This is a genomic window from Nocardia anocheti, assembly GCF_029675105.1.
Classification (GTDB): Bacteria; Actinomycetota; Actinomycetes; order Mycobacteriales; family Mycobacteriaceae; genus Nocardia.
The window spans coordinates 213,745-238,730 of the sequence record NZ_JAQQFV010000007.1; the positions used below are offsets into that span (position 1 = coordinate 213,745).

General features: G+C 69.5%; 24 protein-coding genes. 9 read left to right on the forward strand and 15 right to left on the reverse strand.

Annotated elements, in window-relative coordinates; genetic code table 11:
- Nucleotides 1–35: 35 nt before the first annotated feature.
- A complete protein-coding gene (locus QC180_RS19980) occupies nucleotides 36–239 on the forward strand; it encodes a hypothetical protein (RefSeq protein WP_278264291.1) in 204 nt (67 codons plus the stop codon).
- A gap of 147 nt (nucleotides 240–386) precedes the next feature.
- Here the strand turns inward: QC180_RS19980 and QC180_RS19985 are convergent, their stop codons facing one another.
- Entirely contained in the window at nucleotides 387–926 is a 540-nt protein-coding gene (locus QC180_RS19985; protein ID WP_278264292.1) for a hypothetical protein, read from the reverse strand.
- A gap of 190 nt (nucleotides 927–1,116) precedes the next feature.
- Here QC180_RS19985 and QC180_RS19990 point away from each other — a divergent pair, with 190 nt between their 5' ends.
- Entirely contained in the window at nucleotides 1,117–1,692 is a 576-nt protein-coding gene (locus QC180_RS19990) for a dihydrofolate reductase family protein (protein WP_278264293.1), read from the forward strand.
- 25 nt (nucleotides 1,693–1,717) lie between these two features.
- Nucleotides 1,718–2,461 carry a hypothetical protein gene (locus tag QC180_RS19995; RefSeq protein WP_278264294.1) on the forward strand — a complete coding sequence of 248 codons (744 nt, stop codon included), beginning with the start codon at nucleotides 1,718–1,720 and terminating at the stop codon, nucleotides 2,459–2,461.
- A 7-nt stretch (nucleotides 2,462–2,468) separates the two neighbouring features.
- On the opposite strand, the gene QC180_RS20000 is transcribed toward QC180_RS19995, so the two are convergent.
- The 6 genes from QC180_RS20000 to tkt form a co-directional block, all read right to left on the reverse strand.
- Entirely contained in the window at nucleotides 2,469–3,191 is a 723-nt protein-coding gene (locus tag QC180_RS20000; RefSeq protein WP_278264295.1) for a PaaI family thioesterase, read from the reverse strand.
- A gap of 168 nt (nucleotides 3,192–3,359) precedes the next feature.
- The gene (pgl, locus tag QC180_RS20005; RefSeq protein ID WP_278264296.1) at nucleotides 3,360–4,151 is read right to left on the reverse strand and encodes a 6-phosphogluconolactonase; all 792 of its coding nucleotides are present in this window, start codon (nucleotides 4,149–4,151) and stop codon (nucleotides 3,360–3,362) included.
- Entirely contained in the window at nucleotides 4,144–5,052 is a 909-nt protein-coding gene (gene opcA / locus QC180_RS20010; protein WP_278264297.1) for a glucose-6-phosphate dehydrogenase assembly protein OpcA, read from the reverse strand. Before opcA ends, pgl begins: the two co-directional genes overlap by 8 nt.
- Nucleotides 5,049–6,620: a glucose-6-phosphate dehydrogenase gene (gene zwf / locus QC180_RS20015; RefSeq protein WP_278264298.1), complete on the reverse strand. Its 1,572-nt coding sequence runs from the start codon at nucleotides 6,618–6,620 to the stop codon at nucleotides 5,049–5,051. Before zwf ends, opcA begins: the two co-directional genes overlap by 4 nt.
- A 4-nt stretch (nucleotides 6,621–6,624) precedes the next feature.
- Entirely contained in the window at nucleotides 6,625–7,758 is a 1,134-nt protein-coding gene (tal, locus tag QC180_RS20020; RefSeq protein WP_278264299.1) for a transaldolase, read from the reverse strand.
- 4 nt (nucleotides 7,759–7,762) lie between these two features.
- Nucleotides 7,763–9,904, reverse strand: coding sequence for a transketolase (gene tkt, locus QC180_RS20025; RefSeq protein ID WP_278264300.1), 2,142 nt, complete (start codon nucleotides 9,902–9,904; stop codon nucleotides 7,763–7,765).
- Nucleotides 9,905–10,226: 322 nt separating this feature from the next.
- Between tkt and QC180_RS20030 the strand changes: the two genes are divergently transcribed.
- Complete coding sequence (locus QC180_RS20030; protein ID WP_278264301.1) at nucleotides 10,227–11,219, forward strand: heme o synthase; 993 nt, start codon at nucleotides 10,227–10,229, stop codon at nucleotides 11,217–11,219.
- Between the two features lie 57 nt (nucleotides 11,220–11,276).
- On the opposite strand, the gene QC180_RS20035 is transcribed toward QC180_RS20030, so the two are convergent.
- Complete coding sequence (locus tag QC180_RS20035) at nucleotides 11,277–12,734, reverse strand: FAD-dependent monooxygenase (protein WP_278264302.1); 1,458 nt, start codon at nucleotides 12,732–12,734, stop codon at nucleotides 11,277–11,279.
- A gap of 95 nt (nucleotides 12,735–12,829) precedes the next feature.
- Here QC180_RS20035 and QC180_RS20040 point away from each other — a divergent pair, with 95 nt between their 5' ends.
- The gene (locus tag QC180_RS20040; protein ID WP_278264303.1) at nucleotides 12,830–13,432 is read left to right on the forward strand and encodes a TetR/AcrR family transcriptional regulator; all 603 of its coding nucleotides are present in this window, start codon (nucleotides 12,830–12,832) and stop codon (nucleotides 13,430–13,432) included.
- Here QC180_RS20040 and QC180_RS20045 read toward each other — a convergent pair.
- Nucleotides 13,426–14,211 (reverse strand): CPBP family intramembrane glutamic endopeptidase, encoded by a 786-nt coding sequence (locus tag QC180_RS20045; protein WP_278264304.1) that lies wholly within the window; start codon nucleotides 14,209–14,211, stop codon nucleotides 13,426–13,428. The genes QC180_RS20040 and QC180_RS20045 overlap by 7 nt on opposite strands.
- Before the next feature lie 87 nt (nucleotides 14,212–14,298).
- Nucleotides 14,299–15,264 carry a quinone oxidoreductase family protein gene (locus QC180_RS20050; protein ID WP_278264305.1) on the reverse strand — a complete coding sequence of 322 codons (966 nt, stop codon included), beginning with the start codon at nucleotides 15,262–15,264 and terminating at the stop codon, nucleotides 14,299–14,301.
- A gap of 76 nt (nucleotides 15,265–15,340) precedes the next feature.
- Between QC180_RS20050 and QC180_RS20055 the strand changes: the two genes are divergently transcribed.
- Entirely contained in the window at nucleotides 15,341–15,709 is a 369-nt protein-coding gene (locus QC180_RS20055; protein WP_278264306.1) for a hypothetical protein, read from the forward strand.
- Nucleotides 15,710–15,770: 61 nt separating this feature from the next.
- On the opposite strand, the gene QC180_RS20060 is transcribed toward QC180_RS20055, so the two are convergent.
- The 5 genes from QC180_RS20060 to QC180_RS20080 all read right to left on the reverse strand — a co-directional run bounded on the left by QC180_RS20060 (nucleotide 15,771) and on the right by QC180_RS20080 (nucleotide 21,260).
- On the reverse strand, nucleotides 15,771–16,739 hold the full coding sequence (locus QC180_RS20060) for a COX15/CtaA family protein (RefSeq protein ID WP_278264307.1): 969 nt from the start codon (nucleotides 16,737–16,739) through the stop codon (nucleotides 15,771–15,773).
- 67 nt (nucleotides 16,740–16,806) lie between these two features.
- Nucleotides 16,807–17,589, reverse strand: coding sequence for an ABC transporter permease (locus tag QC180_RS20065; RefSeq protein ID WP_278264308.1), 783 nt, complete (start codon nucleotides 17,587–17,589; stop codon nucleotides 16,807–16,809).
- Complete coding sequence (locus QC180_RS20070) at nucleotides 17,586–18,518, reverse strand: ABC transporter ATP-binding protein (protein ID WP_278264309.1); 933 nt, start codon at nucleotides 18,516–18,518, stop codon at nucleotides 17,586–17,588. The genes QC180_RS20065 and QC180_RS20070 overlap by 4 nt, the downstream gene beginning before the upstream one ends.
- Nucleotides 18,515–20,233, reverse strand: a complete 1,719-nt coding sequence (mptB, locus tag QC180_RS20075) for a polyprenol phosphomannose-dependent alpha 1,6 mannosyltransferase MptB (RefSeq protein WP_278264310.1) — start codon at nucleotides 20,231–20,233, stop codon at nucleotides 18,515–18,517. The genes QC180_RS20070 and mptB overlap by 4 nt, the downstream gene beginning before the upstream one ends.
- 106 nt (nucleotides 20,234–20,339) lie before the next feature.
- Nucleotides 20,340–21,260: a rhomboid family intramembrane serine protease gene (locus tag QC180_RS20080; RefSeq protein WP_278264311.1), complete on the reverse strand. Its 921-nt coding sequence runs from the start codon at nucleotides 21,258–21,260 to the stop codon at nucleotides 20,340–20,342.
- A gap of 311 nt (nucleotides 21,261–21,571) precedes the next feature.
- On the opposite strand from QC180_RS20080, the gene QC180_RS20085 reads away from it, so the two are divergent.
- From QC180_RS20085 to sufD, 3 genes are read left to right on the forward strand one after another with little or no spacing between them, the layout of a single operon-like run.
- A complete protein-coding gene (locus QC180_RS20085; protein ID WP_278264539.1) occupies nucleotides 21,572–22,366 on the forward strand; it encodes a helix-turn-helix transcriptional regulator in 795 nt (264 codons plus the stop codon).
- On the forward strand, nucleotides 22,363–23,799 hold the full coding sequence (gene sufB, locus QC180_RS20090; protein WP_278264312.1) for a Fe-S cluster assembly protein SufB: 1,437 nt from the start codon (nucleotides 22,363–22,365) through the stop codon (nucleotides 23,797–23,799). The genes QC180_RS20085 and sufB overlap by 4 nt, the downstream gene beginning before the upstream one ends.
- Nucleotides 23,799–24,977, forward strand: a complete 1,179-nt coding sequence (gene sufD, locus QC180_RS20095; protein ID WP_278264313.1) for a Fe-S cluster assembly protein SufD — start codon at nucleotides 23,799–23,801, stop codon at nucleotides 24,975–24,977. Before sufB ends, sufD begins: the two co-directional genes overlap by 1 nt.
- Nucleotides 24,978–24,986: the final 9 nt, after the last annotated feature.

Consider the following 24,986-nt stretch of genomic DNA (forward strand, 5'->3'; position numbering starts at 1 on the left):
TTTGGCACTGCTGGCCGGACGAGAACGCGATTTCGGTGGATGCCGCACTGGCGAGCTGGGTGGGGATCTGCACCCGTGCGCCGATTCCGGTTCGTGCGCTCGGGTATGCGGATCGCGACGAGTTCTATCGCGATGTCGAGAGGCTGCGCAGGGCGGTTGGCGACGAACGCAAGATATCGGAAGCAGACACCGCGAAGGTGCTCTTCTGTTCGGTGCTGGTACGGAGTTCCGGATGGTGAGCACGTTTTCCGATGCGGAAGGGATCGTGGTGCTGCGTTCTCTTCAGCGCGCATTGTTCACGGGGCACGGGGCGCGGGTTCTGTTCAATGCTGAGCTCTACGCGCCGCGAGTCGAGGGAGGAGAACCGCCGGGTGATCCTCGTCCTGTCAGGATGACGGGTAGGGCCGTCTCGTGTACTCGTCTTCGGTGTAGAGGGCGAAACCGGCGAGGCAGTAGTCGCGTTCCGGGAAGCCGCAGTTCAGGGTTCCCCACGGTTGCCAGGATGTCCACACATAGCGTTCCTCCAGGGAATGGCCGCGCGGCATGCTCGTCTTCTCGATGTCGGGGTAGTGCGTTTTCACCTCGTCGAGGCTGATGCAGCGTGGTTCGTCGATTTCCAGGTGGGTGAAGGCCCAGGTGCCGTCGGGGCGGCTGACACTGGTCACTTCTTCGATAGGGATGCCGCCGACGGCGACGACCGGGCCGATATCGCGGCGTCCGGTGCCCTCCAGACGGGTGTTGTACAGCGCGTTGATCTTCTCGTTCGTCAGCGGAGACTGGGCGGTGGTCGCACTGATCAGGCTCCAGAGATCGGTCGGCTGGATGGCAGTCGTTGCTTCGGGGTGCACGTCGTTACCGGAGGCGCATCCGCTGATGGAGAGGATGAGCGACACTGTCGCGCTTGCGTAGTAGATGATCTTCCTCATCGGCGGACCACGCCGCAGTGATCGTGGTGGTGCATATTTCCCCGTTTCCCCCGTGGAACCTTCGTGCGTCACGCTAGCGGCGCCCACATGTCGGCGCAACAGGGGAGCGATTCGGGCTCTGGGCTGCGATGAATATCGGTGGGGGTGGTCGTCTGTATTCGTAGACGATCGACCAACCGAGGAGAATGGCATGACTGCTACGTATACGTTCGATGTGTTTTCGAGTCTCGACGGGTTCGGTGGGGTGAGCGGGGGTGATTGGGGTGGTTACTGGGGGAAGCAGGGGCCGGAGTTGTTGGAGCATCGGCTTTCGCTGTATGGCGGGGAGCAGCGGATGGTGTTCGGGGCCAATACTTATCGGGCATTTCGGGAGATTCTGGCGTCCGGGGAGGAGTCGGTGCGGGATCCGTGGGTGACGAAGATGCGGAATCTGCCTGCGACGGTGGTGTCGACGACGTTGCGTGAGCCGTTGGATTGGCCGGATGCGACGGTGGTGAGTGGGGATGCGGTGGATATCGTCGCGCGGTTGAAGGAGGAATCGGGGGTGCCGTTGCGGTCACATGGGAGTCTGTCGATGAATCGGGCGTTGCTGGCGGCGGGGTTGGTGGATCGGGTGCAGGTGACGATTTTCCCGGTGATCACGGGGAAGACGGGGGACGCTGCGATCTTCCGTGGGGCGGCGGATTTCGATCTCGAGTTGCTGGAGAGCCGGACGCTCGACGGTGATATCCAGGAGCTCGTCTATCGGCCGACGCCGCATCCCTGAGTGCCGGGTGGCAGGATGGCCAGGCGTGAGAACGGCGTCATCGCCCGACTGGCTCGGCCGGTATCGAGACGGGCAGCGGGAACAGGTCTGGCACGAGCTGCGGCAACTGGGCGCCACGATCCACGACAGCACATTCGCCGAGGAAGCGCAGCTGGTCTGTGACGAGATGGCGCTGCGCGCCCGGCGCAATATCGAGGTGATCGTCGAGCGGCTGACCGAGAGCGGCTACCGATTTCACACCAACGACGACGACCAGGTGCCCGTGGTGCCCTTCATCCCGGCGACCGAGAACGCCGCCGAGCACGCGCGCTGGCTCGGGGAGCGGTTCGGTGCCGTGCCCATGACGCTGCTGTCGTGGGTGCGGCTGGTCGGAGACGTGTGGCTGGTCGGTACGCATCCGGACTTGCCGGAGTCGGCGTCGGGAGATCCGCTGGTGATCCAGGTGGAAGGGTCGCACCATCCCGAATCGTCGATCCGTGAATTCTTCGCCGAGGAGTACGACAGGTGGAGTGAGTGGGAGTCGGGAACACGGTTCGTGCTGCCGCTCGCGCCGGATCGGCTGCACAAGGAGAACGTCAGTGGGGGAGAGCCGTATGGGATCGGGTTGCCGGACGGGTGTGTGGACGGGCTGTTCGTCGGCGAATCGACCATGCCGTTCGTGGCGTACCTGAATCGGGTGTTCGACCAGGGTGGGTTTCCCTGGCCGACGGGGTCACCCGAGCAGTGGCGGGTGCGTCAGGCGCTCCGTGCGGACATGCTGCCCTTGTGATCGTTCGCTAGGCGCGCGGGGCGACCCAGAGGGCCTCGGCCGCCGCGCAGAGGTCGCCGTCGCGGGTGGAGAGGGCGACGCCGACGGTGTGTTTGCGGCCTTCGTGGTGGATCGGCCAGGCGTGGGCGATGTAGTCGGTGTCGGCGGGGGCGGGGCGGAGCTGGGTGGCGGTGAGGGCGGCGGTGACGGCGCCCTTGGCCATGCCCTGGTGGACCCAGGCGGCGATGCCGCCGGGGCAGTCCAGGGCGGACCAGATGATTTCCGGGGGGAGATGACCGGTGTCGTCGGCCAGGCCGGGGTCGGGGGTCCAGGCGGCGGCCATGAGCCGGCTGTCGGGGACGGCCCAGGGGAACAGGCGTAGTCCGTTGCCGGGGGCGCATTCGACGCCGCAGCCGAAGCAGTCGGTGACGGGGCGTTTCGGGCTGGTGAGGGCGGCGTCGGTGGCGGCGCTCGCCGCGGCCCAGGAGGGGGCCGGTGGCGGAGTCAGGTCCAGGGTGGCGGGGGCGGCCTGGGCGAGGAGGGTGCCCTCGGCGTCGACGAGGACGGTGTGGCCGGGCTCGCCCGCGGACAGGGCGATGGGGGTGCCGACGGGGACGGCGCGGCGGAAATCGACGCGCACGGTCTCGGCGCCGGAGCGGCGGGCCAGCAGGCCAGCGACGTAACCGCCGAAGGCGACCCGGGGATAGCCGTGGATGTGATCGGGGAAGGTCACTGCCTCGGTTTGGATCATGCTGATGGACTCACCCTTCCGGCCGGTCGAACAGCCTCGACCATACCGAGTACCTCGACCACCGACCGGACGGGTGCCGAGGTGACGCGCGGAAAGGCGATGCCGGGCCCCGCGCGGAAACGACGATGCCGGGCCCGCGACGGGGCCCGGCATCGGAACAACTCGCGGTCAGTCTTCCTCGTGGTCGAGCAGCAGGTCGGTGGCGGCCGCCTCGTCGATGACCCATGTGGTGGAGTCGATGCCGACGGCACCCGCGGACGGGACGTCGTCGGGGGAGGCGCCGTTGACGGCGGCGGCGACCGCGGCGGCCTTGCCGACGCCGCTCACCACGAGCATGACGTGGCGCGAACGGTGGATCGCGGGCAGTGTCAGGCTCACCCGGGTGGGCGGCGGCTTGGGGCAATCGTGCACGGCGACAACGTAATCGGTCTGCTCGCGGATGGCGGGGGAGTGCGGGAACAGCGAGTCGATGTGACCCTCGGGGCCCATGCCGAGCACGGTGAGGTCGAACTCGCCGCGCTCGTCGAGCTCGGTGTGGATGAGCTGGGCGTAGGCCGCGGCGGCCGCCTCGGGGGAGCCGTAGGTGCCGTCGGAGGCGGCGATCGGGAAGACGTGGGCGGGGTCGAGCGGGACGTGGTCGAGCAGGGCCTGGCGGGCCTGCAGCTCGTTGCGGTCGGCGTCGCCGTCGGGGACGAAACGCTCGTCGCCCCAGTAGACGTAGAGCTGGGACCAGTCGATGGCGCCCGGGGCGCGGCGGACGCGTTCGAGCAGGCGGATGCCGTCGCTGCCGCCGGTCAGCGAGACCGAGGCGGTGCCGCGCTCGGCCTGGGCGGCGACGATCACGTCGACGAAACGTTCGGCGGCGGCGTCGGCGAGCTGGTCGGGGTCGTCGTGGACCTCGACGGTGTTGGCGGGGAACTCGGCGCCGAGCTCGTCGTGTACGTCGATGCGCTCACTCATAGGTCACCTTCTCGATTCCGGCGAGCGCCTCGGCGTAGATCTCGTCGGCGTCGAGACGCCGCAGTTCTTCGGCGAGGCAGTCGCGAGTTTCCCGGCGCGCCAGCGCAATTCGCTGATCGGGTTCGCCGGTGCGGGTCAGCGTAGCGGTCCTTCCCAACTGCGGACGAGCGATGGCGATCGAATCCGAGCCACGGTGGAGTTCCACCCGCAGCTCACCCGTCTTGCGGAGGACGGGACAGTTCAGCCGCGCGGCGAGCCACCCGGCGAGGGTGTCGAGCGCGGGCTCCTCGGCCAGCCCCGACACCGTCACCGCGGTGACCGGCGCGAACGGCGGTTCGTCCAGCGCGGCGGCCAGCAGCGCGCGCCAGTAGGTGATGCGGCTCCAGGCCAGGTCGGTATCACCGGGCGCGTAGGAGTAGCGGCGCTTCTTGATGGCGGCCTGCGGGTCGGGGGCGAAGGTGGCGTCGGTGATCCGGCGCTTGGCCAGCCTGCCCACCGAGTCCTGAGACGGGAACTCCGGCGCCCCGCGCGGCCACCACGCCACCACGGGTGTGTCGGGCAGCAGGAACGGGGTGACGACGCTGCTCTCGTGGTTCACCAGCGGACCCTGCAGCCGCAGCACGATGACCTCGGCCGCGCCCGCGTCGCCGCCGACGCGGATCTGGGCGTCGAGGCGGGTCTCGGCGTCGCGGTCGCCACGGGCCAGCACGATCACCCGGCAGGGGTGTTCGCGGCTGGCGTCGTTGGCGGCGTCGATGGCGTCCTCGGCCTCGGAGGAGTCCAGGGTGCAGACCACCAGGGTCAGCACGCGGCCCTGGGTGATCACGCCGTTGGTCTCGCGCAGCTGCACCATGCGTTTGGCGACGGCGATGGTGTCGGTGTCGGGCATGTCGACGATCACGGGCGCCGCCATTCCCGCCCGCTGCGCGCGAGCATCTCGTCGGCCGAGGCGGGACCCCAGGTGCCCGCCTCGTAGGGTTCGGGCTTGCCCTCGGCGGCCCAGTGCGCGAGCACGGGATCGAGGATGCGCCAGGACAATTCGACCTCGGCGTTGACCGGGAACAGCGACGGGACGCCGAGCAGCACGTCGAGGATGAGCCGCTCGTAGGCCTCCGGGGAGGACTCGGTGAACGCCTCGCCGTAGCTGAAGTCCATGTTCACGTCGCGCACTTCCATGCTGGAGCCGGGGACCTTGGAGCCGAAGCGCAGGGTGATGCCCTCGTCCGGCTGCACCCGGATGACCAGCGCGTTCTGGCCCAGTTCCTCGGTCATGGTCTGGTCGAAGGGCAGGTGCGGGGCGCGCTTGAACACCACGGCGATCTCGGTGACGCGACGGCCCAGGCGCTTGCCGGTGCGCAGGTAGAACGGCACTCCGGCCCAGCGGCGGTTCTCCACGTGCAGGGTGATGGCGGCGTAGGTCTCGGTGCGCGACTGGGGGTCGAAGCCCTCTTCCTCGTGCAGGCCGACGACGTGTTCGCTGCCCTGCCAGCCCTCGGTGTATTGGCCGCGCGCGGTCGTCTCGTCCAGTGGCTCGACGAGTTTGGTGGCGGAGAGGGCCTTGATCTTCTCGGCGGTGAGCTGCATCGGCTCGAAGGAGGTGGGTTCCTCCATGGCGGTGAGCGCCAGCAGTTGCAGCAGGTGGTTCTGGATGACGTCGCGGGCGGCGCCGATGCCGTCGTAATAGCCCGCGCGACCGCCCAGGCCGATGTCCTCGGCCATGGTGATCTGCACGCTGTCGACGTAGTTGGCGTTCCAGATCGGTTCGTAGAGCTCGTTGGCGAAGCGCAGCGCCAGGATGTTCTGCACCGTCTCCTTGCCAAGGTAGTGGTCGATGCGGAAGACCTGCTCCTCGGGGAACACCCGGTTGACCAGCGCGTTGAGTTCCTTGGCGCTGTCGAGATCGTGGCCGAAGGGCTTCTCGATCACCACCCGCCGCCACGGCAGGTAGCCGTCGGGGGCGGTGTCGGCGGGCTTGGCCAGGCCGTGTTCGGAGAGCTGGTCGAGCACCACCGGGAACATGTTCGGCGGGATCGACAGGTAGAAGGCGTAATTGCCGCCGGTGCCGCGTTCGGCGTCGAGCGTGCGCAGGGTCTCGGCGAGGGTGGCGAAGGCGACGTCGTCGTCGAAGCTGCCCTGCACGAAGCGCAGACCTTCGGCCAGGTGGTCCCAGACCTCCTGGCGGAAGGGCGTGCGGGCGTGCTGCTTGACCGCGGTGAGCACCACCGCGGCGAAGTCTTCGTCGGCGTAGTTGCGCCGGGCGAAGCCGACCAGGGCGAAACCGGGGGGCAACAGCCCCTGGTTCGCCAGGTCGTAGATGGCAGGCATCAGCTTCTTACGGGACAGATCTCCGGTGACACCGAAGATCACCAGGCAGCACGGGCCCGCGATGAAGGGGACCCGTTTGTCGCGTTCGTCGCGCAGCGGGTTCTGCCACAGCCCCGCCTGATTCGTCGATGCTGTGCCTGCCATCGGGTCAGTTGCCCCCCGCCGCCGCGGTCAGTTCGGCGGTGGTGGCCTCGATCAGTTCGCCCCACGCGGATTCGAACTTGTCGACGCCCTCGCGCTCGAGCAGGTCGAACACGTCGGCCAGGTCGATGCCGACGGCTTCCAGGTCGGCGAAGACCTGGGCGGCCTCGACCGCGTGGCCGCTGAGCGTGTCGCCACGGACCTCGCCGTGGTCGGCGAAGGCCTCGAGGGTCTTCTCCGGCAGGGTGTTGACCGTGTTCGGGCCGACCAGCTCGGTGACGTAGAGGGTGTCGGAGTAGTCCGGGTTCTTCACCCCGGTCGACGCCCACAGCGGCCGCTGCCGGTTGCCGCCCTGGGCGGCCAGGTGGTTGTAGGTGGAGGTGTGCGCGCCACCGTCGAACACGTCCTGGTACTCGGCGTAGGCCAGCCGGGCGTTGGCCACGCCCGCCTTGCCGCGCAGCGCCAGCGCCTCGGGGGTGCCGATCGCCTCGAGGCGCTTGTCGATCTCGGTGTCCACGCGGGAGACGAAGAACGAGGCGACCGAGTGGATCTTGGCCAGGTCGTGGCCGCCGATCTTGGCGTTGCGCAGCCCGTCGAGGTAGGCGCCCATCACCGCGCGGTAGCGCGGGACCGAGAAGATCAGCGTGACATTGACGCTGATGCCCTCGCCGATCACCGCGGTGATGGCGGGCAGGCCCGCCTCGGTGGCCGGGATCTTGATGAACAGGTTCTTGCGGTCGACGATCTTCCACAGCTCGATCGCCTGGGCGACGGTCTTGTCGGCGTCGAAGGCGAAGCGCGGGTCGACCTCGATCGAGACCCGGCCGTCCACGCCGCCGGTCCGCTCGAAGACCGGGGCGAGCACGTCGCAGGCGGCGCGCACGTCGTCGGTGGTCATGGTGCGGATCGCGGCGTCGGCGTCGGCGCCCTGGGCGGCGAGCTCACGCAGCTGGGTGTCGTAGCCGTGGCCCTTGCTGAGCGCGGCCTGGAAGATGCTCGGGTTGGTGGTGACCCCGACGACGCCACGGGTCGCGATCAACTCGGCGAGATTGCCGGAGTCGATCCGATCGCGGGACAGATCGTCGAGCCACACCGAGACGCCCGCGGCCGAGAGCGCGGCGAGATTCTCGTTCTGTGCCATGGTGTTACCCCTTCACCTTGTCGAGCGAACGCTGTGCGGCGGCGACGACGGCATCGGCGGTGATACCGAATTCGCTGTAGAGCTTCTTGAAGTTCGCCGACGCGCCGAAGTGCTCGATCGAGACGATCTCGCCCGCGTCACCGACGAACCGATGCCACGGCATCGCGATGCCCGCCTCGACGACGACCCTGGCGCGCACCGACGGCGGGAACACCTCGTCGCGGTAGCCCTGGTCCTGCGCGTCGAACCACTCCACACACGGCATCGAGACCACGCGGGTCGGGATGCCCTGCTCCTCCAGCGTAGTGCGCGCGGCGACGGCGAGCTGCAGCTCCGAACCGGTGCCTACGAGGATCACCTGCGGGGTGCCGGTGGACGCCTCGGCGAGGATGTAGCCGCCCTTCTTGACGCCCTCGTAGCTGGTGCCCTCGAGGGTGGGCACGTCCTGGCGGGTCAGCGCCAGCGCCGACGGGCCGTCCTGGTGCGGGGTGTCGTAGGTGTGGAAGTGCGAGGTGTGCTCGTCGGAGTCGCGCTCGAGGATGGTGCGCCAGGCGTAGGTGGTCTCGTTGGCGTCACCGGGGCGGACCACGTTCAGGCCGGGGATGGCGCGCAGCGCGGCCAGGTGCTCGATCGGCTGGTGGGTGGGGCCGTCCTCGCCCAGGCCGATGGAGTCGTGGGTCCACACGTAGATCGAGGGCACCCGCATGAGCGCGGCCAGGCGCACGGCCGGGCGCATGTAGTCGGAGAACACCAGGAAGGTGCCGCCGTAGGGGCGGGTCGGGCCGTGCAGCGCGATGCCGTTGAGGATCGAGCCCATGGCGTGCTCACGGATGCCGAAGTGCAGGGTGCGGCCGTAGGGCTGCGCCTTCCAGGCACCGGTGGAGATCGACTCGGGGCCGAAGCTCGGCTGGTTGGGCATGGTGGTGTTGTTGGACTCGGCCAGGTCGGCCGAACCGCCCCACAGCTCGGGCAGCTCGTCGGCCACGGCGGCCAGGAACTTGCCGGAGGCCTTGCGGGTGGCCATGCCCTTGGCGTCGGGCTCGTAGGTCGGCAGCGACTCGGTCCAGCCCGCGGGCAGCGAGCGGGTCTGCAGCCGGTCGAACAGGGCCTTGTTCGACGGGTGCGCCGCGGCCCACTTGTCGAAGTCCTGCTGCCAGGTGGCCTTGGCCTCGGTGCCCCGGGCCTGGGCCCGGCGGGTGTGCTCGATGACGGCCGGGTCCACGTCGAAGGACTTCTCCGGGTCGAAGCCCAGGGCCTTCTTCACCGCGGCGACCTCGTCGGCGCCCAGCGCCGCGCCGTGCACGCCGCCGGTGTTCATCTTGTTCGGGGCCGGGAAACCGATGATGGTGCGCAGGATGATGATCGACGGCTTGTCGGTCACCGCCTTGGCGGCCTCGATCGCGGTTTCGATGGCGACGACGTCCTCGCCGCCCTCGACGACCTGCACGTGCCAGCCGTAGGCCTCGTAGCGCGCGGGGACGTCCTCGGTGAAGGCGATGTCGGTGTCGTCCTCGATGGAGATCTCGTTGTCGTCGTAGATCACCACGAGGTTGCCCAGCTGCTGGGTGCCCGCGATCGAGGAGGCCTCCGCGGTGACACCTTCCTGCAGGTCACCGTCGGAGGCGATGGTGTAGATGAAGTGGTCGAACGGGGAGGTGCCCGCGGGGGCGTCCGGGTCGAACAGGCCGCGCTCACGACGGGCGGCCATCGCCATGCCGACCGCGGAGGCCAGGCCCTGACCGAGCGGGCCGGTGGTGATCTCGACGCCGTCGGTGTGGCGGAACTCGGGGTGACCCGGGGTCAGCGAGTCCCACTGGCGCAGCTGCTCGAGATCGGTCAGCTCCAGGCCGAAACCGGCCAGGTAGAGCTGGATGTAAAGGGTGAGGCTGGAATGCCCACAGGACAGGACGAAGCGATCGCGGCCGACCCAGCGCGGCTCGGTGGGGTCGTGGCGCATCGTCCGCTGGAAGAGCGTGTAGGCGACCGGCGCGAGGCTCATCGCGGTGCCCGGGTGGCCGTTGCCCGCCTTCTGCACGGCATCGGCGGCGAGTACACGGGCCGTGTCGACGGCCTTGGTGTCCAGGTCCGTCCAGTCGCTGGGGTAGTTCCGCTGAGTGAGGGCGCGAATGTCGTCTGTGACTGACACGACCGTGGTTCTCCTGACCTAGGTTTCGTCGACGGCGATACATGGCAGCGGCGATGGTGTCGGTACGGATCGCACGCGGCCGGGGTGCGTACCGATGTACAGGAATACCCTAGAGGTGCTGCTATACCGAACCGGCGCGAACCCTGGGTGTGAGTGTAGGCGCGTTCGCGGCGGGCGGGGGACGGTGACCACCCGCACGGTCGCGGGGGCCTGACGCGGAGCGGGACCGGCGTGGGTCTACCATCCTCTGTAGTAGTGGCCGCGCCGCAGCCGCGCGCTGCTCGTTCCAATGCCGGATGCGAAGCGCGTACGAGGAGAAACAGTGCGGATCGGTCACCAGCCGGGTAGTAGCGGTGCGCACGGATCGTCGTCGACGGCGCTCGCCGACCGCCTCGCCGGAGATTCCCTCCCCGCGCGGATCGTGCGCAAGCCCCTGGCCTACATCGCGCTCACCAAGCCCCGCGTCATCGAGCTGCTGCTCGTGGCCACCATCCCGACGATGCTGCTGGCCGACCGCGGCACCGTCGACATCCGGCTGATCCTGGTCACCCTGTTCGGCGGCTGGATGGGCGCCGCGAGTGCCAACACCCTCAACTGCGTCGCCGACGCCGACATCGACAAGGTGATGAAGCGGACCGCGCGTCGGCCGCTGGCTCGCGACGCGGTGCCCACCCGCAACGCCTTCGTCTTCGGCGTGACGCTCGGCGCGCTGTCCTTCGCCTGGCTGTGGTGGCAGGCCAACCTGCTCAGCGGCCTGCTGGTGGTCGCGACGATCCTGTTCTACGTCTTCGTCTACACCAAGGGCCTCAAGCGCCGGACCTCGCAGAACGTGGTCTGGGGCGGCGCGGCCGGGTGCATGCCCGCCCTGGTCGGCTGGTCGGCGGTGACCGGCACCATCGGCTGGCCCGCGATCGTGCTGTTCGCGGTGATCTTCTTCTGGACGCCGCCGCACACCTGGGCGCTGGCCATGCGCTACAAGGAGGACTACCGCGCGGCGGGCGTGCCGATGCTGCCGGTGGTGGCGACCGAGCGGGTGGTCACCAAGCAGATCGTCATCTACACCTGGCTGACCGTGCTGGCCACGCTGGCGCTGGTGCCCGCGACGGGTGTCATCTACGCGGCGGTCGCGTTGGTGGCCGGTGCGTGGTTCCTGCTGATGGCCCACCAGCTCTACGCCGGGGTGCGCCGCGGTGAGTCGGTGAAGCCGCTGCGGCTGTTCCTGCAGTCGAACAACTACCTGGCGGTGGTGTTCTGCGGGCTGGCCGTGGACTCGGTGCTCGGGTGGGACACCGTGGGCAGCTTCTTCGGGCTCTGATTCTTCGAGACGGACCGATGGCCGGGCGGGGTGCCCGGCCATCGGTCGTTTCCGGGGTCACCAGCGCTGGGCGAGGTGACCGTCCGGGCGGATGAGGACGTGGGCCCCGGGGTGGGCCGCGTAGACGGTGAAGGCGTGTCCGTCGGTGTCGACCAGGGCGCCGGGGGCGTTGCCCGCACCCGTCCGGTGGATCTCGACGGTGCGGATCTCGCCGAAGAGCGGGTCCCGGCCGCTGTCGGTCGGGGAGGCCGGTGGTTCGCCGGAGGTCGCCGAGGCGAAGCGGAGCAGGGTCGCGTGGGGGCCGCGGAAGGCGTCGAACAGGCGGATCGGGCGGCCTTGCATGTCGTGCAAGGGTGCATCGGGTGCACGGTCACCCGCGACCAGCGGGCCGTGGTCGGAGGGGGAGCGGTAGCTGATGTCGAGCTGGCGGGTCTCGGGGCCGCGGGCCATCGCGTCCTCGGCACCGTCGACCAGCTTGTCCAGGAGTTCGGTGCTCAGGCCGAGGATGCGGGCGGCCACCGCGCGGCGCTCCGGTTCGTAGGTGTCCAGTGGCGCCGGGTCGCCGTGCAGGGCGGCGGCGAGTTTCCAGCCGAGGTTGTAGGCGTCCTGGACGCCGGTATTGAGGCCCTGGCCGCCGGTAGGCGGGTGCACGTGCGCGGCGTCGCCCGCGAGCAGTACCCGGCCGTCGCGGAACCGTTCGGCCAGCCGGATATTGGGGCGCCACACGGTGATCCAGCGCAGATCGCTGAGCTGCGCACCAGCACCGGGTGCGTGCCGGTCCATCAACTCCTGGAGGGCGGCCAGGTCGGGGTCGCGGTCCTCGGCCAGGGGTGCGGCGAACTGGAACAGGCGGCCGCCGGGCAGCGGTGACAGGGCGATGCCGTCGGTGGGCCGGTCGGCGGACGCGGCGAACCAGTAGCCGTACTCGTGATCGAGGGCGTCGGCGCGGACATCGCCGAGCAGCATGCGCAGGGACTCGTCGGTGCTGCCCGTGAAGGCGATGCCCAGGCGCTTGCGGACCGTGCTCGCGCCGCCGTCGGCCCCGACCAGGTAGGCGGCGCGGATCGTCTCGCCGTGCTGGAGGGCGACCGTGACGCCGGTGTCGTCCTGGGTGAAATCGGTGACCGCCGTACCGAATTCGACGGTGACGCCGAGTTCGGCGAGCCGGGCCCGCAGGATGGCCTCGGTATCGGACTGGCCGAGGACCCAGGCGTTCGGGTAGGGCACGTCCGGTGTCGGGGCGACGGGCTCGGCCATCCGGCGTTCGCCCACCGGGGTGCCGCCGAAGTAGGCGCGCATGATCGGCAGATCGCGCCCGGCGGCCAGGACCGCGTCGAGCACGCCGAGGTCGTCGAACACTTCCAAGGTGCGCGGCTGGATGCCGTCACCGCGCGAACCGGCGAACGGTACGGCGGCCCGGTCGACGATGCGCACCGCGAGGCCGCGTCGGGCCAGATCGAGGGCGAGGGTGAGCCCGGTCGGGCCCGCGCCGGTGACAACTACCTGGTCGGACATGAGACAGCCTCCGAGAGTTTATGGTGAATCAAAATTCAGTGAATGCGAATTCAGTTTCACTCTTGGTACGGTCTGCTGTCAAGGAGGTGGCATCGGTGGCAGGCAGCAGGCGCGAGAAATCGGCGGAGACCGAGCAGGCGCTCAAGGACGCCGCGCGTCAACTGTTCGCCGAGCGCGGCTATCTGAACACCAAGATCACCGACATCACCGCGGCCGCCGGACGTGCGGCGGGCTCCTTCTACAACCACTTCGCCGGCAAGGAAGAGCTGCTCCAGGCTCTGCTGGGCGACCTGGCCGCCGCCAGTGACGAGCGAGCGGCCGACCCCGCCCACCTCGCCGACTTCACCGACCCGGCGGCGGTGCGCTACCACGTGAGCGGGTACTGGACCTTCGCGCGGGCGAACGCGGCGGTCTTGCGGGCGATGGAGGAGGCGGCGCAGGTCAGCCCGGACTTCGCCCGCGTGATCGCGGGTTTCGGCGCCGAGCAGCGCGCCGACATCGCCGACCACGTGGCGGATTTCCCGGCGCGCGGACTCGCCCTGCCCGGCACCGTGGACGCCAGCCTGGCGATGATGTTCGCCGCCGTGGACGGCATGCTGCGCATGGTGCGCGAGGGCGCGGTGACCCTCACCGACGAGGAGGCGATCGAGTCGATCACCCGCTTCGTCTACCGCGGGCTCACCGGCCGCGACTACTGAGCCGTGCTCGCCGGTTCGATAGCGCGGCGCTTGACCAGCAGGATGATCGCGAGCACCGGATAGAGCAGGATCGGCAGCAGGGTGCCGGGATAGAAGGTCTGGTCCGGCAGGATCGCCACGCCGCTGAGCAGGGCGAAGTCGAACAGGCCGTGGGTGACCGAGTTGAGGGCGTTGCCGCGGCTGACCCGGCGGATCAGATAGAAGAAGTAGCCCGCCAGGCTGACGATGATCGCCTGCGGCAGCGCCGAGAGGCCGTGCCCGATCACATTGGTCAGGTGTACCGCGCCGAAGACGACACTCGACCACAGCGCCACGCGGCCCTCGGTGAGTCCGTGTTCACGCAGCACCGTCACGCCGATGCCGCGGAAGATGCCCTCCTCGCCCCACCCGACGAACTGGGTGGCCACCAGCAGCACGAGGACATAGACCCAGCCCTTCTCGGCCAGCGCGCCGTAGTCGATCCCGGCGGCGATGGCGACCACGAACACGATCGGCACCACCCACACCCAGGGCCGGGTGGGTCGGTCGTCGTGCAGGACCGGCCGCAACCAGCCGAGGTAGGTGATGACGCCGTAGGTGAAGGCGAGTGCGGCGCCGAGCGGGAGGATCATGCCGAACACCACGCCGCGGGTGGTGAAGAAATCGTCCTCGCCGGACAGCTGTTCCAGCGCCAGTCCGCCGAGCTGGATGATCGCCAGGTAGACCACGACGATCACGGCGAACATCGGATAGCTCAGGCGCCGTGCCGTGCCCGGGGCCGCTGAGGTGGGCGTGCTCATGGACCGAATGTAGAGGCGCGGTGCCGGATCGCGGACGGGACGCGCCAGCGATCCGCCCCGGTCAATGTGGTGCCGGCCGCGGGCGGCTCACGGCAGCAGGACGATCGAGCCGGTGGTGCGGCGGGCCGCGAGCTCGGTGTGCGCCCGCGCGGCGTCGGCGAGTGGGAAGGTGGCGCCGATCCGGAAATCGAGCGTGCCCGCGGCGATGCCGTCGAAGACATCGGTGGCGCGCCACAGGAATTCGGCGCGGTCGCGGGTGTAGGCGCCCAGGGACGGACGGGTCAGCCAGACGGAACCGGCGGCGTTGAGACGCTGCGGGTCGAATGGCGGGACCGCGCCGCTGGCCCCGCCGAACAGGGCCAGGGTGCCGCGCACCCGCAGCGAGGCCAGGCTCGCGTCGAAGGTGCTCGCGCCGACGCCGTCGTACACCGCGGCGACACCCTCGCCGCCGGTCAGCGCGCGGACACGGTCGGCCAGGTCGTCGCCGTAGCGCAGCACCTCGGCGGCGCCCGCCGCGCGGGAGAGTTTCTCCTTGTCGTCGGTGGAGACGGTGGTGATCACCCGGGCGCCCTTGGCGGCGGCCATCTGGGTGAGCAGCAGACCCACGCCGCCCGCGCCCGCGTGGATCAGCACCGGGTCACCGGGCTCGGGACGGAACACCGACTCGATCAGGTAGTGGGCGGTCATGCCCTGCAGGAGGGCGGCGGCGGCCACGGTCGGCTCGACGCCCTCGGGCACCTGTACCGCGACGTCGGCGTCGACGGCGACCTTCTCGGCATAGCTGCCCGGGGCCGACGCCCAGGCCACCCGGTCGCCCACGGCGAACCCGGTGACCTCCGCGCCGACCGCCGCCACGATCCCGGTGCCCTCGGAGCCCGGGATGTACGGCGTCGCCTGCGGATACAGGCCGGTGCGGAAATAGGTGTCGATGAAGTTCACGCCGATGGCCTGGGTGTCGACCAGCAGCTGACCGGGACCGATCCGCGGGTCGGGCAGCTCCACCGATCGCAGGACCTCGGGACCACCGTGCTCGGAAACCTGAATGGCGCGCATGAGTCTCCTTTGTACACCCCGTGTTCGACACCACTCGGGGGTGGACTCGCGACTACCGGCCGGTAAACTCTCGCCCATGAGTGCTACCACCGACGCCCCGGCCGCCGTGCGGGTGCCCGCCGAGGTCGAGAAGTCCGTCGCGAAGTTCGTCGCCGAGCACGGTGGTTCGGGCACGGCCGTCCTGCAGTACCTCGGTGAGCAGGGCGTGCGCATCACCCTGGTCGGCTCCGACGGCATCCTCGGCGACCGCGTGGTGGCCGATATGGCGACCGCCAAGGCGCTGGTCGAGAAGGTCGACGGGCTGGCCGAGACCGACGAGTGGAGCCGCGAGCTCGGCTCGATCGTCACCCCGCTGAAGTCGCACTGGAAGAAGATGGCGGGCTGGGTCGCCCACCAGAAGCGGTTCCCGAAGGCGCGCAACGCCGACGTCTTCTCCGGCGCGTAAGTCGTTCGAACGCACACAGCCCGCGATCTCGCCGAGACCGCGGGCTGTCGTCGTTCAGGGGTCAGGAGACGGCGGGGACCGCAGCCGGTACCTCGATGCGTTCCCTGGTGCGCAGCGAGGCCCACAGCGCGGCGGTCGCCGCCGTGCAGGCCGCCGCACCGCCGACGTGAATCGCGACCAGCGCGGCGGGCACATCGGTGAAGTACTGGACGATGCCGACCAGTGCCTGTGCGACCACGAGTCCGAGCACGACCCAGAGCCGCTTGCGGATCGCGGGCGTCATCCCGACGGCGTAGAGCCCGAACGCCAGGCCGACCAGCAGCGCGAGATAGCCGACGAGCAGTTGCGAGTGCAGGTGCACCAGGGTGACGATCTCGACCTGCAACCGTTCGACCTGGCGATCGATGCTCTTGTCGCCCGCGTGCGGTCCGGCGCCGGTCACCAGCGTGCCCGCGATCAGCACGCCAGCCAGCGCGACGCCGCTGAGCACCGTCAGCCAGCGCAGGGGCGCGGGGACCTGGACGGTCTCGACGCCGTCGTCGGGTTCGCTGATCTTGGCGTAGAGCACCACCGCCAGCCACACCATGGCCATCGAGGCCAGCAGATGCACCGCGACGGTCCACCACAGCAGGCCGGTACGTACGGTGATGCCGCCGATGATCGCCTGCACGACCGTGCCGCCGGGCATCAGCCACGCGTAGACCAGCACCTCCTTGCGTCGCCGCGCGCGCACGACCGCCAGCACGATCAGCGCCGCGCACAGCGTCACCGCGAAGGTCAGCAGGCGGTTGCCGAACTCGACGGTCTGATGGATGATCGGCACCTCCGACACCCCGATCGGGGTGAAGCTGCCGGGGAAGCACTGCGGCCAGGTCGGGCAGCCGAGGCCGGAGGCGGTGACGCGCACGACGGCGCCGGTCACCGAGATCCCGGCCTGGCTGAGGATCACCGCGAAGGCGATGAGCCGCTGCACCCGCAGCGAGGGGAGCGGAAGCCGGTCGACGAGTCCCAGGAAGGCGCGATACAGCACGTCATGATGGTACTGGCCGTCGAATCCGGTCGATCGGCAGGGCTACTACAACGCGTCGTTGATCTTGTCAGCTGAAGCGGAACAGGCGGGTCGCCAGGATGCCGCAGACCAGTCCCCAGGCCGCGAGCACCGCGACACCGAACCAGTCGACGGTGCCGGACAGGGCCGCTTCCAGGGCGAAGGCCAGCGCGCCGGAGGGCACCAGCCGCACGAGCACGGTCACCGCGGTGTGCAGCGAGTCGCCGACGAGCACCAGGCTCGCCACGCCCAGCATGATGAACCACAGGATATTGGCCAGCGCCAGCACGACCTCGGCCTTGAGCGTGCCGCCCAGCAGCAGGCCCATGGCGGCGAAGGTCGCGGTGCCCAGGGCGATCACCAGCGCGCCGAGCGCCAGGCCACCGAACCCGGGCCGCCAGCCCAGGGCCATCCCGATCCCGCCGAGCAGGATCGCCTGCAGCACCACCACGATCAATACCGCCGCGCACTTGCCCGCGATCACACCCCAGCGGGGCAGGGGAGTGGCGCCGAGGCGTTTGAGCGCGCCGTAGCGGCGGTCGAAGCCCACGGCGATGGCCTGGCCGGTGAACGCGGTCGACATCACCGCGGTCATCATCACCATGGGCACGATCTTCTCGACCCGGTGCTCGCCGAGATCGCCGAAGGGCAGCAGGGTGAGCCCGACCAGCAGGGTGATCGGGATGAACATGGTGAGCAGCAGCTGTTCGCCGTTGCGCAGCAGCAGTTTCAGTTCCAGCGCGGTCTGCGCGGTCAGCATGGCCGCGCGCGAGGCGGGGCGCGGGGCCGGGGCGAAGGTGCCGGGGGCGAAGCGGCTCGAGGTGTCGGTCATCCGCGCAGGTCCCGTCCGGTGAGTTCGAGGAAGACGTCTTCGAGGCGGCGCTGATCGATGCGGATATCGGTGGCCAGCACGTTCATCCTGGCGCACCAGGCGGTGACGGTCGCCAGCACCTGCGGGTTGATCTCGCCTTCGACGAGGTAGGTGCCCGGGGTGGTCTCGCGCGGTGAGAAGCCTTCCGGCAGCGCGGATTTGAGCAGGGCGAGGTCGAGTTTGGGTGGGGCGCAGAAGCGCAGCTGACCCGCGGCGCCGTGCGCGGTGACCTCGGCCGGGGTGCCCTCGGCGACGACCTGGCCGTGATCGATGATCACCAGCTGGTCGGCGAGCTGTTCGGCCTCGTCCATCATGTGCGTGGTGAGCACGACGCTCACGCCGTCACGGCGCAGCGCGTCGATGAGTTCCCAGACGATCAGGCGCGCCTGGGCGTCCAGGCCCGCGGTGGGTTCGTCCAGGAAGACGATCTCCGGCCTGCCCACCAGCGCGCACGCCAGCGCCAGGCGCTGCTGCTGACCGCCGGAGAGCCTGCGGTAGGGAGTGCGGCGATTGTCTTGCAGGCCCAGGGTGTTCAGCAGCCAGTCGGGGTCGATGGGGTCGGCCGAGTAGGCGGCGACCAGGTCGAGCATCTCGCCCGCGCGGGCGCCCGGGTAGGCGCCGCCGCCCTGCAGCATCACGCCGATGCGGGGGCGCAGCTGCTCGGAGTCGGCGATCGGGTCGAGACCGAGCACGCGCACGGTGCCCGCGTCGGGACGCACGAAGCCCTCGCACATCTCCACGGTGGTGGTCTTGCCCGCGCCGTTGGGGCCGAGCAGCGCGAACACCTGGGCGCGCTCGACGTCGAAGCGCAGGCCGTCGACCGCGGTGGTCTCGCCGTAGCGCTTGACCACGCCGTCGACGCGGACGGCCGGTCCGGAGCGTGTTGTCACGAGGTCACACCGTATTCCGTGGCCCGCTGTGACGGAGCCGACACCCCCGTCTGGGCCCGCCACGGCAGGGTGTGGCGGGTGAGCGCGAAGAACAGACCGAAGCAGACGGCGGCGGCCAGTGCGGCGCCGATGATCTGGAAGACCTGGAACTCCGCGCCGCGCGGCATCACGAGCAGCGACACGACAGCGGAGAAGGCGACGGCCGGGACACGGAAGACCGGCTGGGTGGCCCAGGCGGCCAGGGGGACGATGGCCCAGAGCAGATACCAGGGCTGGACCACGGGGAACAGCAGGACGACCGCGCCGAGGGCGACACCGAGCGCGCCGACCGGGTGCAGCCTGCCGGTGCCGGTGGCCACCAGCATGCGGACCACGACGTAGGCCGCGACCAGGGCCGCGATCGGCCGGGTGATCGAGAGCAGTGCCGTGGTGTGATCGCCAAGACCCAGCAGCACACCTCCGAAGCCGGTGATGATGCCGATGACGGTCGGCAGCGACATCCAGCTGCGCACGGCGCTGGCGGTGTTGAGGGTGAAGACCCAGCCGAAACCGAGTCCGCTCAGCGAACTCACCAGCAGGGTCGTCACCGCCGCGATCAGGCCGAGCAGCAACGCCGCTTTCACGATCGCCCGCAGCGAACCACCCCAGCGTCTGGCCAGGGCCATGCCGACGAAACCGAGCGCGATGATCGACGTGAGTTTCACCGACGAGGACAGCGTGATCACCACCGCGCCACCGATGAGCATCGCGTAGGCGCGTCCGTCGAAGGGGGGGAGGTTCGTCGCGGTGAGGCGGTCGGGTCGGCCTCCTTCGCCGTAGATCGCGCGCAGGGTCAGCTCGACGCCCGCCAGCATCAGCCCGAGCATCAGCGCGTCGTTGTGCACACCCCCGACCAGGTGGAACAGCACCAGCGGATTGGCCGCGCCCAGCCACAGCGCGCTCACCGGCGCCACCCCGCACCGCACCGACAGTCGCGGCAGCGCCCACACGATCAGCGCCACCCCGGCCAGGGCCAGCAGCCGGTGCACCCAGACCCCGGCGATGATGTTGTCGCCGGTCAACTCCGCGATCCCGCGCCCGATCCAGAGGAACAGCGGGCCGTAGGGGGCGGGTGTGTCGCGCCAGATGGTCGGCACATTGTTGGTGAGCACATTGTCGATGCCGAGCCCGGCGACCGGGCCCTCGACATAGGGGTCGATGCCGCGCGCGGCGATCTCGCTCTGCGCCAGGTAGGAGTAGACGTCGTTGCTGAACATCGGCGGGGCGACGCTGAGCGGGATGATCCACAGCAGCAGCGTCCGATCCAGCTGGGAGCGCGAGAGCCGGTGCAGCGGCGACCCGGCCAGACCACCCACCGCGAAACGGCCCAGCAGCAGCCACGCGCCGATCACCAGCACGGTGCCGAACATGCACATGGCCAGCGAGCCGGTGTGCGCGCGGGCGAAGATGCCGAGCACGCGGACGCCGGAGACAGGGTTCTGGTGCACCGGCTGCGCGCCGATGCCCAGCGCGGCGATCGCCATGAGGACGGTGCCGGTCGCGCCCATCAGGCGGATCCGGTCGAGCTGGGCCCGCTCGTTCTTGTCGAGCCCGGGCACCTCGCTCTCGTCGCGGTGCAGCACCGCCACGGTGTGATCGGGTGTCGGCACGTCGAGCCCGAGAGCTCGCCTTCCGAACGCCGATATCCTGCGCGCCGCGCCCTCCAGTACCGCCACGAACACGGAGCCTAGTGGGCGCGGGCGCCTCGGTTCCGCCGCCGGTCGGCTACGACACGTCGACCAGGGGCGATGGACACGGCCACCGACCCGCTCGGCGCGTCGGTCAGGACTGGCTCACGCCGGGCGGCGCGCCGACGAGCACCACCGGCGGTTCGCCGCGCTGCGCCACGGCCGCGCCGACGATGACCACCAGGCACAGCACCGCCACACCGCCCAGGGCCGCCCAGCCGATGCGCTGGGCCGTCTCCTGGCTCTTGGCCGACAGCCATTCCGGGACGAACAGGATGCCCAGGGCGCTGAGCGTGCCCGCCGCGAGTCCACCGAGGTGGCCCCACAGCGAGATTCCGGGAATCGAGAAGCTGATCACCACGTTGACGCCGATCACCACCAGCATCGGCGTCGGGCTCTGCCGCAGGCGGATCAGTGTCACGGTGACCGCGCCGAACAGGCCGTACACCGCGCCGGACGCCCCCGCGGTCGCCCCGATCGATTCCGTCAGCGCCATGACCGCGGCCGAACCACCCAGCAGCGACACCAGATACACCCCGGCGAACCGCACCCGCCCGAGCACCCGCTCCAGATCCCGCCCCACGACATAGAGCGCGAACATATTGACGAGCAGATGGATCGCGCCGTAGTGCAGGAACCCCGACCCGAGCACCCGGATCCATTCCCCGTCGGCCACCAGCCGCGGCACCAGCACCCACGCCCGGAACAGCGACGAGCCGCGATAGTTGTCCATCGCGCTGCCCGCTTGCGCCGCGGTGATCACATAGACCAGCACGTTCACCGCGATCAACCCGTAGGTGACATACGGCACCGCCGACCCACCCGCTCGCGCCCCGCCCACGGTCCGCACCGGTCGCACGTCGCGCTGTCCCTGCCGCACGCAATCCACACAGTGCTGCCCCACGGCGGCGGGCCGCAGGCACTCCGGACAGGCGGGCCGCCCACACCGCGTACACGCGAGCCCGGTGGACCGATCAGGATGACGCACGCACGTCGCTACAGGCGGATTCGACACCCTCTCATCGTGCCAGACCCCACCACCCGTCCTGGACACTCGACCACCACGTTCCGGTGGTGGGCAACACTCGGGAATCGCCGCCATCGGAGCGTGGTGAGCGCTCGTCCAGGAGGGGATACGCGGTGGTGGGGGCTGTGCGATGAGTCACCTCGGGCGAAGGATTGGAGGGTGGGGGAAGGGCCGCACCTGGGGTTTTGTGGGAGTGGGATGGACGGGAGAGGGCTTCTGCGCAGGTCAGGGCACCCTTTGTCAGGGGACCCTTATTAGATTTAGGGAAGTAATTCCGCCACACTGGTGTTGTGAAAACCGTGGGTTTGCGGGCAGGCGAGGACGGGACCGGTCGTAAGACGACCGGCGCTCGGTCGTCGGCGCTCCCCGCGGCGGCGGCGCACGAAGGGCAGACCAGGGCGGCGATCGTCCAGTTGCTGCTCGAAGAGGGTCCGATCACGGCGACGGCGATCGGGACCGCGCTCGGGCTCGCGCCCGCGGGGGTGCGCAGGCACCTCGACGCGCTCATCGACGCCGGTCAGGCGCGGGCGAACCGCTCGGCGCCGTGGCAGCAGAAGGGGCGCGGCCGTCCGGCCAAGCAGTACCAGCTGACCGCGGCGGGCCGGGGCAACCTGGGCCACGCCTACGACGATCTGGCCGGGGCGGCGATCCGTCAGCTCGGTGAGATCGGCGGCGACGCGGCGATCACCGAGTTCGCGCGCAAGCGGGTCCGCGTGATCGTCGACGGCATCGAGCCGGTCGCCGAACACAGCGCTCCCGAGATCGAGGCCAAGGTGTCCGAGATCGCGGAAGCCTTCGCCGACGCCGGTTTCGCCGCCACCACCCGTCAGGTCGGTGCCGGTGTGCAGATCTGTCAGCACCACTGCCCGGTGGCCCACGTGGCCGAGGAATTCCCGCAGCTGTGCGACGCCGAACTGGACGCTTTCCGGGACCTGCTCGGCACCCACGTGCAGCGACTTGCGACGATCGCCAACGGCGATTGCGCGTGCACCACCCATGTGCCGTTGGTCGCGGTGCAGAAAACAGCTTCCACCCCATCCGCCGCACAGCCCGCGGCGGGACGAACGAACGACTCCGGAAGGAGTGCCGAATGACGACTGCCGCCGATCAGGTGCAACCGCTCACCCAAGACGAAACCATCGCCTCGCTGGGCACATACGGTTACGGCTGGGCCGACTCGGATGAGGCCGGTGCCAGCGCGCAACGCGGCCTGTCGGAAGCTGTCGTGCGCGACATCTCGGCCAAGAAGAGCGAGCCGGAGTGGATGCTCGACATCCGCCTCAAGGCGCTGCGCATCTTCGATCGCAAGCCCATGCCGAACTGGGGCTCCAACCTCGACGGCATCGACTTCGACAACATCAAGTACTTCGTGCGCTCGTCCGAGAAGCAGGCCGAGAGCTGGGAAGACCTGCCCGAGGACATCAAGAACACCTACGACAAGCTGGGCATCCCCGAGGCGGAGAAGCAGCGTCTGGTCTCCGGTGTCGCCGCGCAGTACGAGTCCGAGGTCGTCTACCACTCCATCCGTGAGGACCTGGAGAAGCAGGGCGTCATCTTCCTCGACACCGACACCGCGCTCAAGGAGCACCCGGAGATCTTCCAGGAGTACTTCGGCTCGGTGATCCCCGCCGGTGACAACAAGTTCTCCGCGCTCAACACCGCCGTGTGGTCGGGTGGCTCGTTCATCTACGTGCCGCCGGGCGTGCACGTCGACATCCCGCTGCAGGCCTACTTCCGGATCAACACCGAGAACATGGGCCAGTTCGAGCGCACCCTGATCATCGTCGACGAGAACGCCTACGTGCACTACGTCGAGGGTTGTACAGCGCCGATCTACAAGTCCGACTCGCTGCACTCCGCGGTCGTGGAGATCATCGTGAAGAAGGGCGGCCGCTGCCGCTACACGACCATCCAGAACTGGTCGAACAACGTGTACAACCTGGTCACCAAGCGGGCCAAGGCCGAGGCGGGCGCCACCATGGAGTGGGTCGACGGCAACATCGGCTCCAAGGTCACCATGAAGTACCCGGCGGTCTGGATGACCGGCGAGCACGCGCACGGCGAGGTCCTCTCGGTGGCGTTCGCCGGTGTCGGCCAGCACCAGGACACCGGTGCGAAGATGCTGCACCTGGCCCCGCACACCTCCTCGACCATCGTGTCGAAGTCGGTGGCGCGTGGCGGCGGGCGCGCGTCCTACCGCGGTCTGGTCCAGGTCAACAAGGGTGCCCATGGCTCGAAGTCGACGGTGAAGTGCGACGCGCTGCTGGTCGACACCATCAGCCGCTCCGACACCTACCCCTACGTCGACATCCGCGAGGACGACGTGACCATGGGCCACGAGGCGACTGTCTCCAAGGTCTCCGAGGACCAGCTGTTCTACCTGATGAGCCGCGGTCTCACCGAGGACGAAGCGATGGCCATGGTGGTGCGCGGCTTCGTCGAGCCCATCGCCAAGGAACTGCCGATGGAGTACGCGCTCGAGCTGAACCGCCTGATCGAACTGCAGATGGAAGGAGCCGTCGGCTGATGGCCGTGGACAACGTTGCCGAGGCCGCCGAGGCTCGCATTCCCGCGATCAACAAAGGCGAGGTGTTCACCTCGTTCGATGTGAACGCGTTCGAGGTGCCGTCGGGGCGCGACGAGGAGTGGCGGTTCACGCCGCTGCGTCGTCTGCGCGGGCTGCACGACGGCACCGCCGTGCGTGACGGTCAGGTCACCGTCGAGGTCAACCAGGTCGAGGGTGTCACGGTCGAGACCGTCGAGCGCACCGACGCCCGGCTCGGTCAGGCCGGTACTCCCGCCGATCGGGTTGCCGCCCAGGCCTATTCGGGTTTCGAGACCGCCACCGTGGTCTCGGTGGGCGCGGAGACCGAGGTCGCCGAACCCGTCACCGTGACGATCACCGGCCCTGGTGAAGGCAAGACCGCCTACGGTCACCTGCAGATCCGTCTCGGCAATTTCGCCGTCGCCACCGTGGTCATCGACCAGCGCGGCAGTGGAACCTACGCCGAGAACGTCGAATTCGTGCTCGGGGACAGCGCGCAGCTCACGGTTGTCGCCGTCCAGGAGTGGAACGAAGACGCCGTGCACACCACCGCGCACCACCTGAAGCTGGGTCGCGACGCCACCGTGCGGCACTTCTCGGCCACCCTGGGTGGCGAGCTGGTGCGGCTCACCGGCACCGTGCGCTACGCCGGTCCGGGCGGTGAGGCCGAGCTGTTCGGCCTGTACTTCGCCGACGCGGGTCAGCATTTCGAGCAGCGGTTGCTGGTCGATCATGCCGAGCCCAACTGCAAGTCCAACGTGCTGTACAAGGGTGCGCTGCAGGGTGATCCGTCCTCGCCCAAGGGCGACGCGCGCACGGTGTGGGTCGGTGACGTGCTCATCCGCGCCGCCGCCGAGGGCACCGACACCTACGAGGCCAACCGCAACCTGGTGCTCACCGACGGCGCGCGCGCCGACTCGGTGCCGAACCTGGAGATCGAGACCGGCGAGATCGCCGGTGCCGGACACGCCAGTGCCACCGGCCGTTTCGACGACGAGCAGCTGTTCTACCTGCGCGCTCGCGGCATTCCCGAGGACGTCGCCCGCCGCCTGGTGGTGCGTGGCTTCTTCCACGAGATCATCCAGAAGATCACGGTTCCCGAGGTCCGGGAGCGGCTCGAGGCGGCCATCGAGGCCGAACTCGCCACTGTCGGCATCTGACACCACACT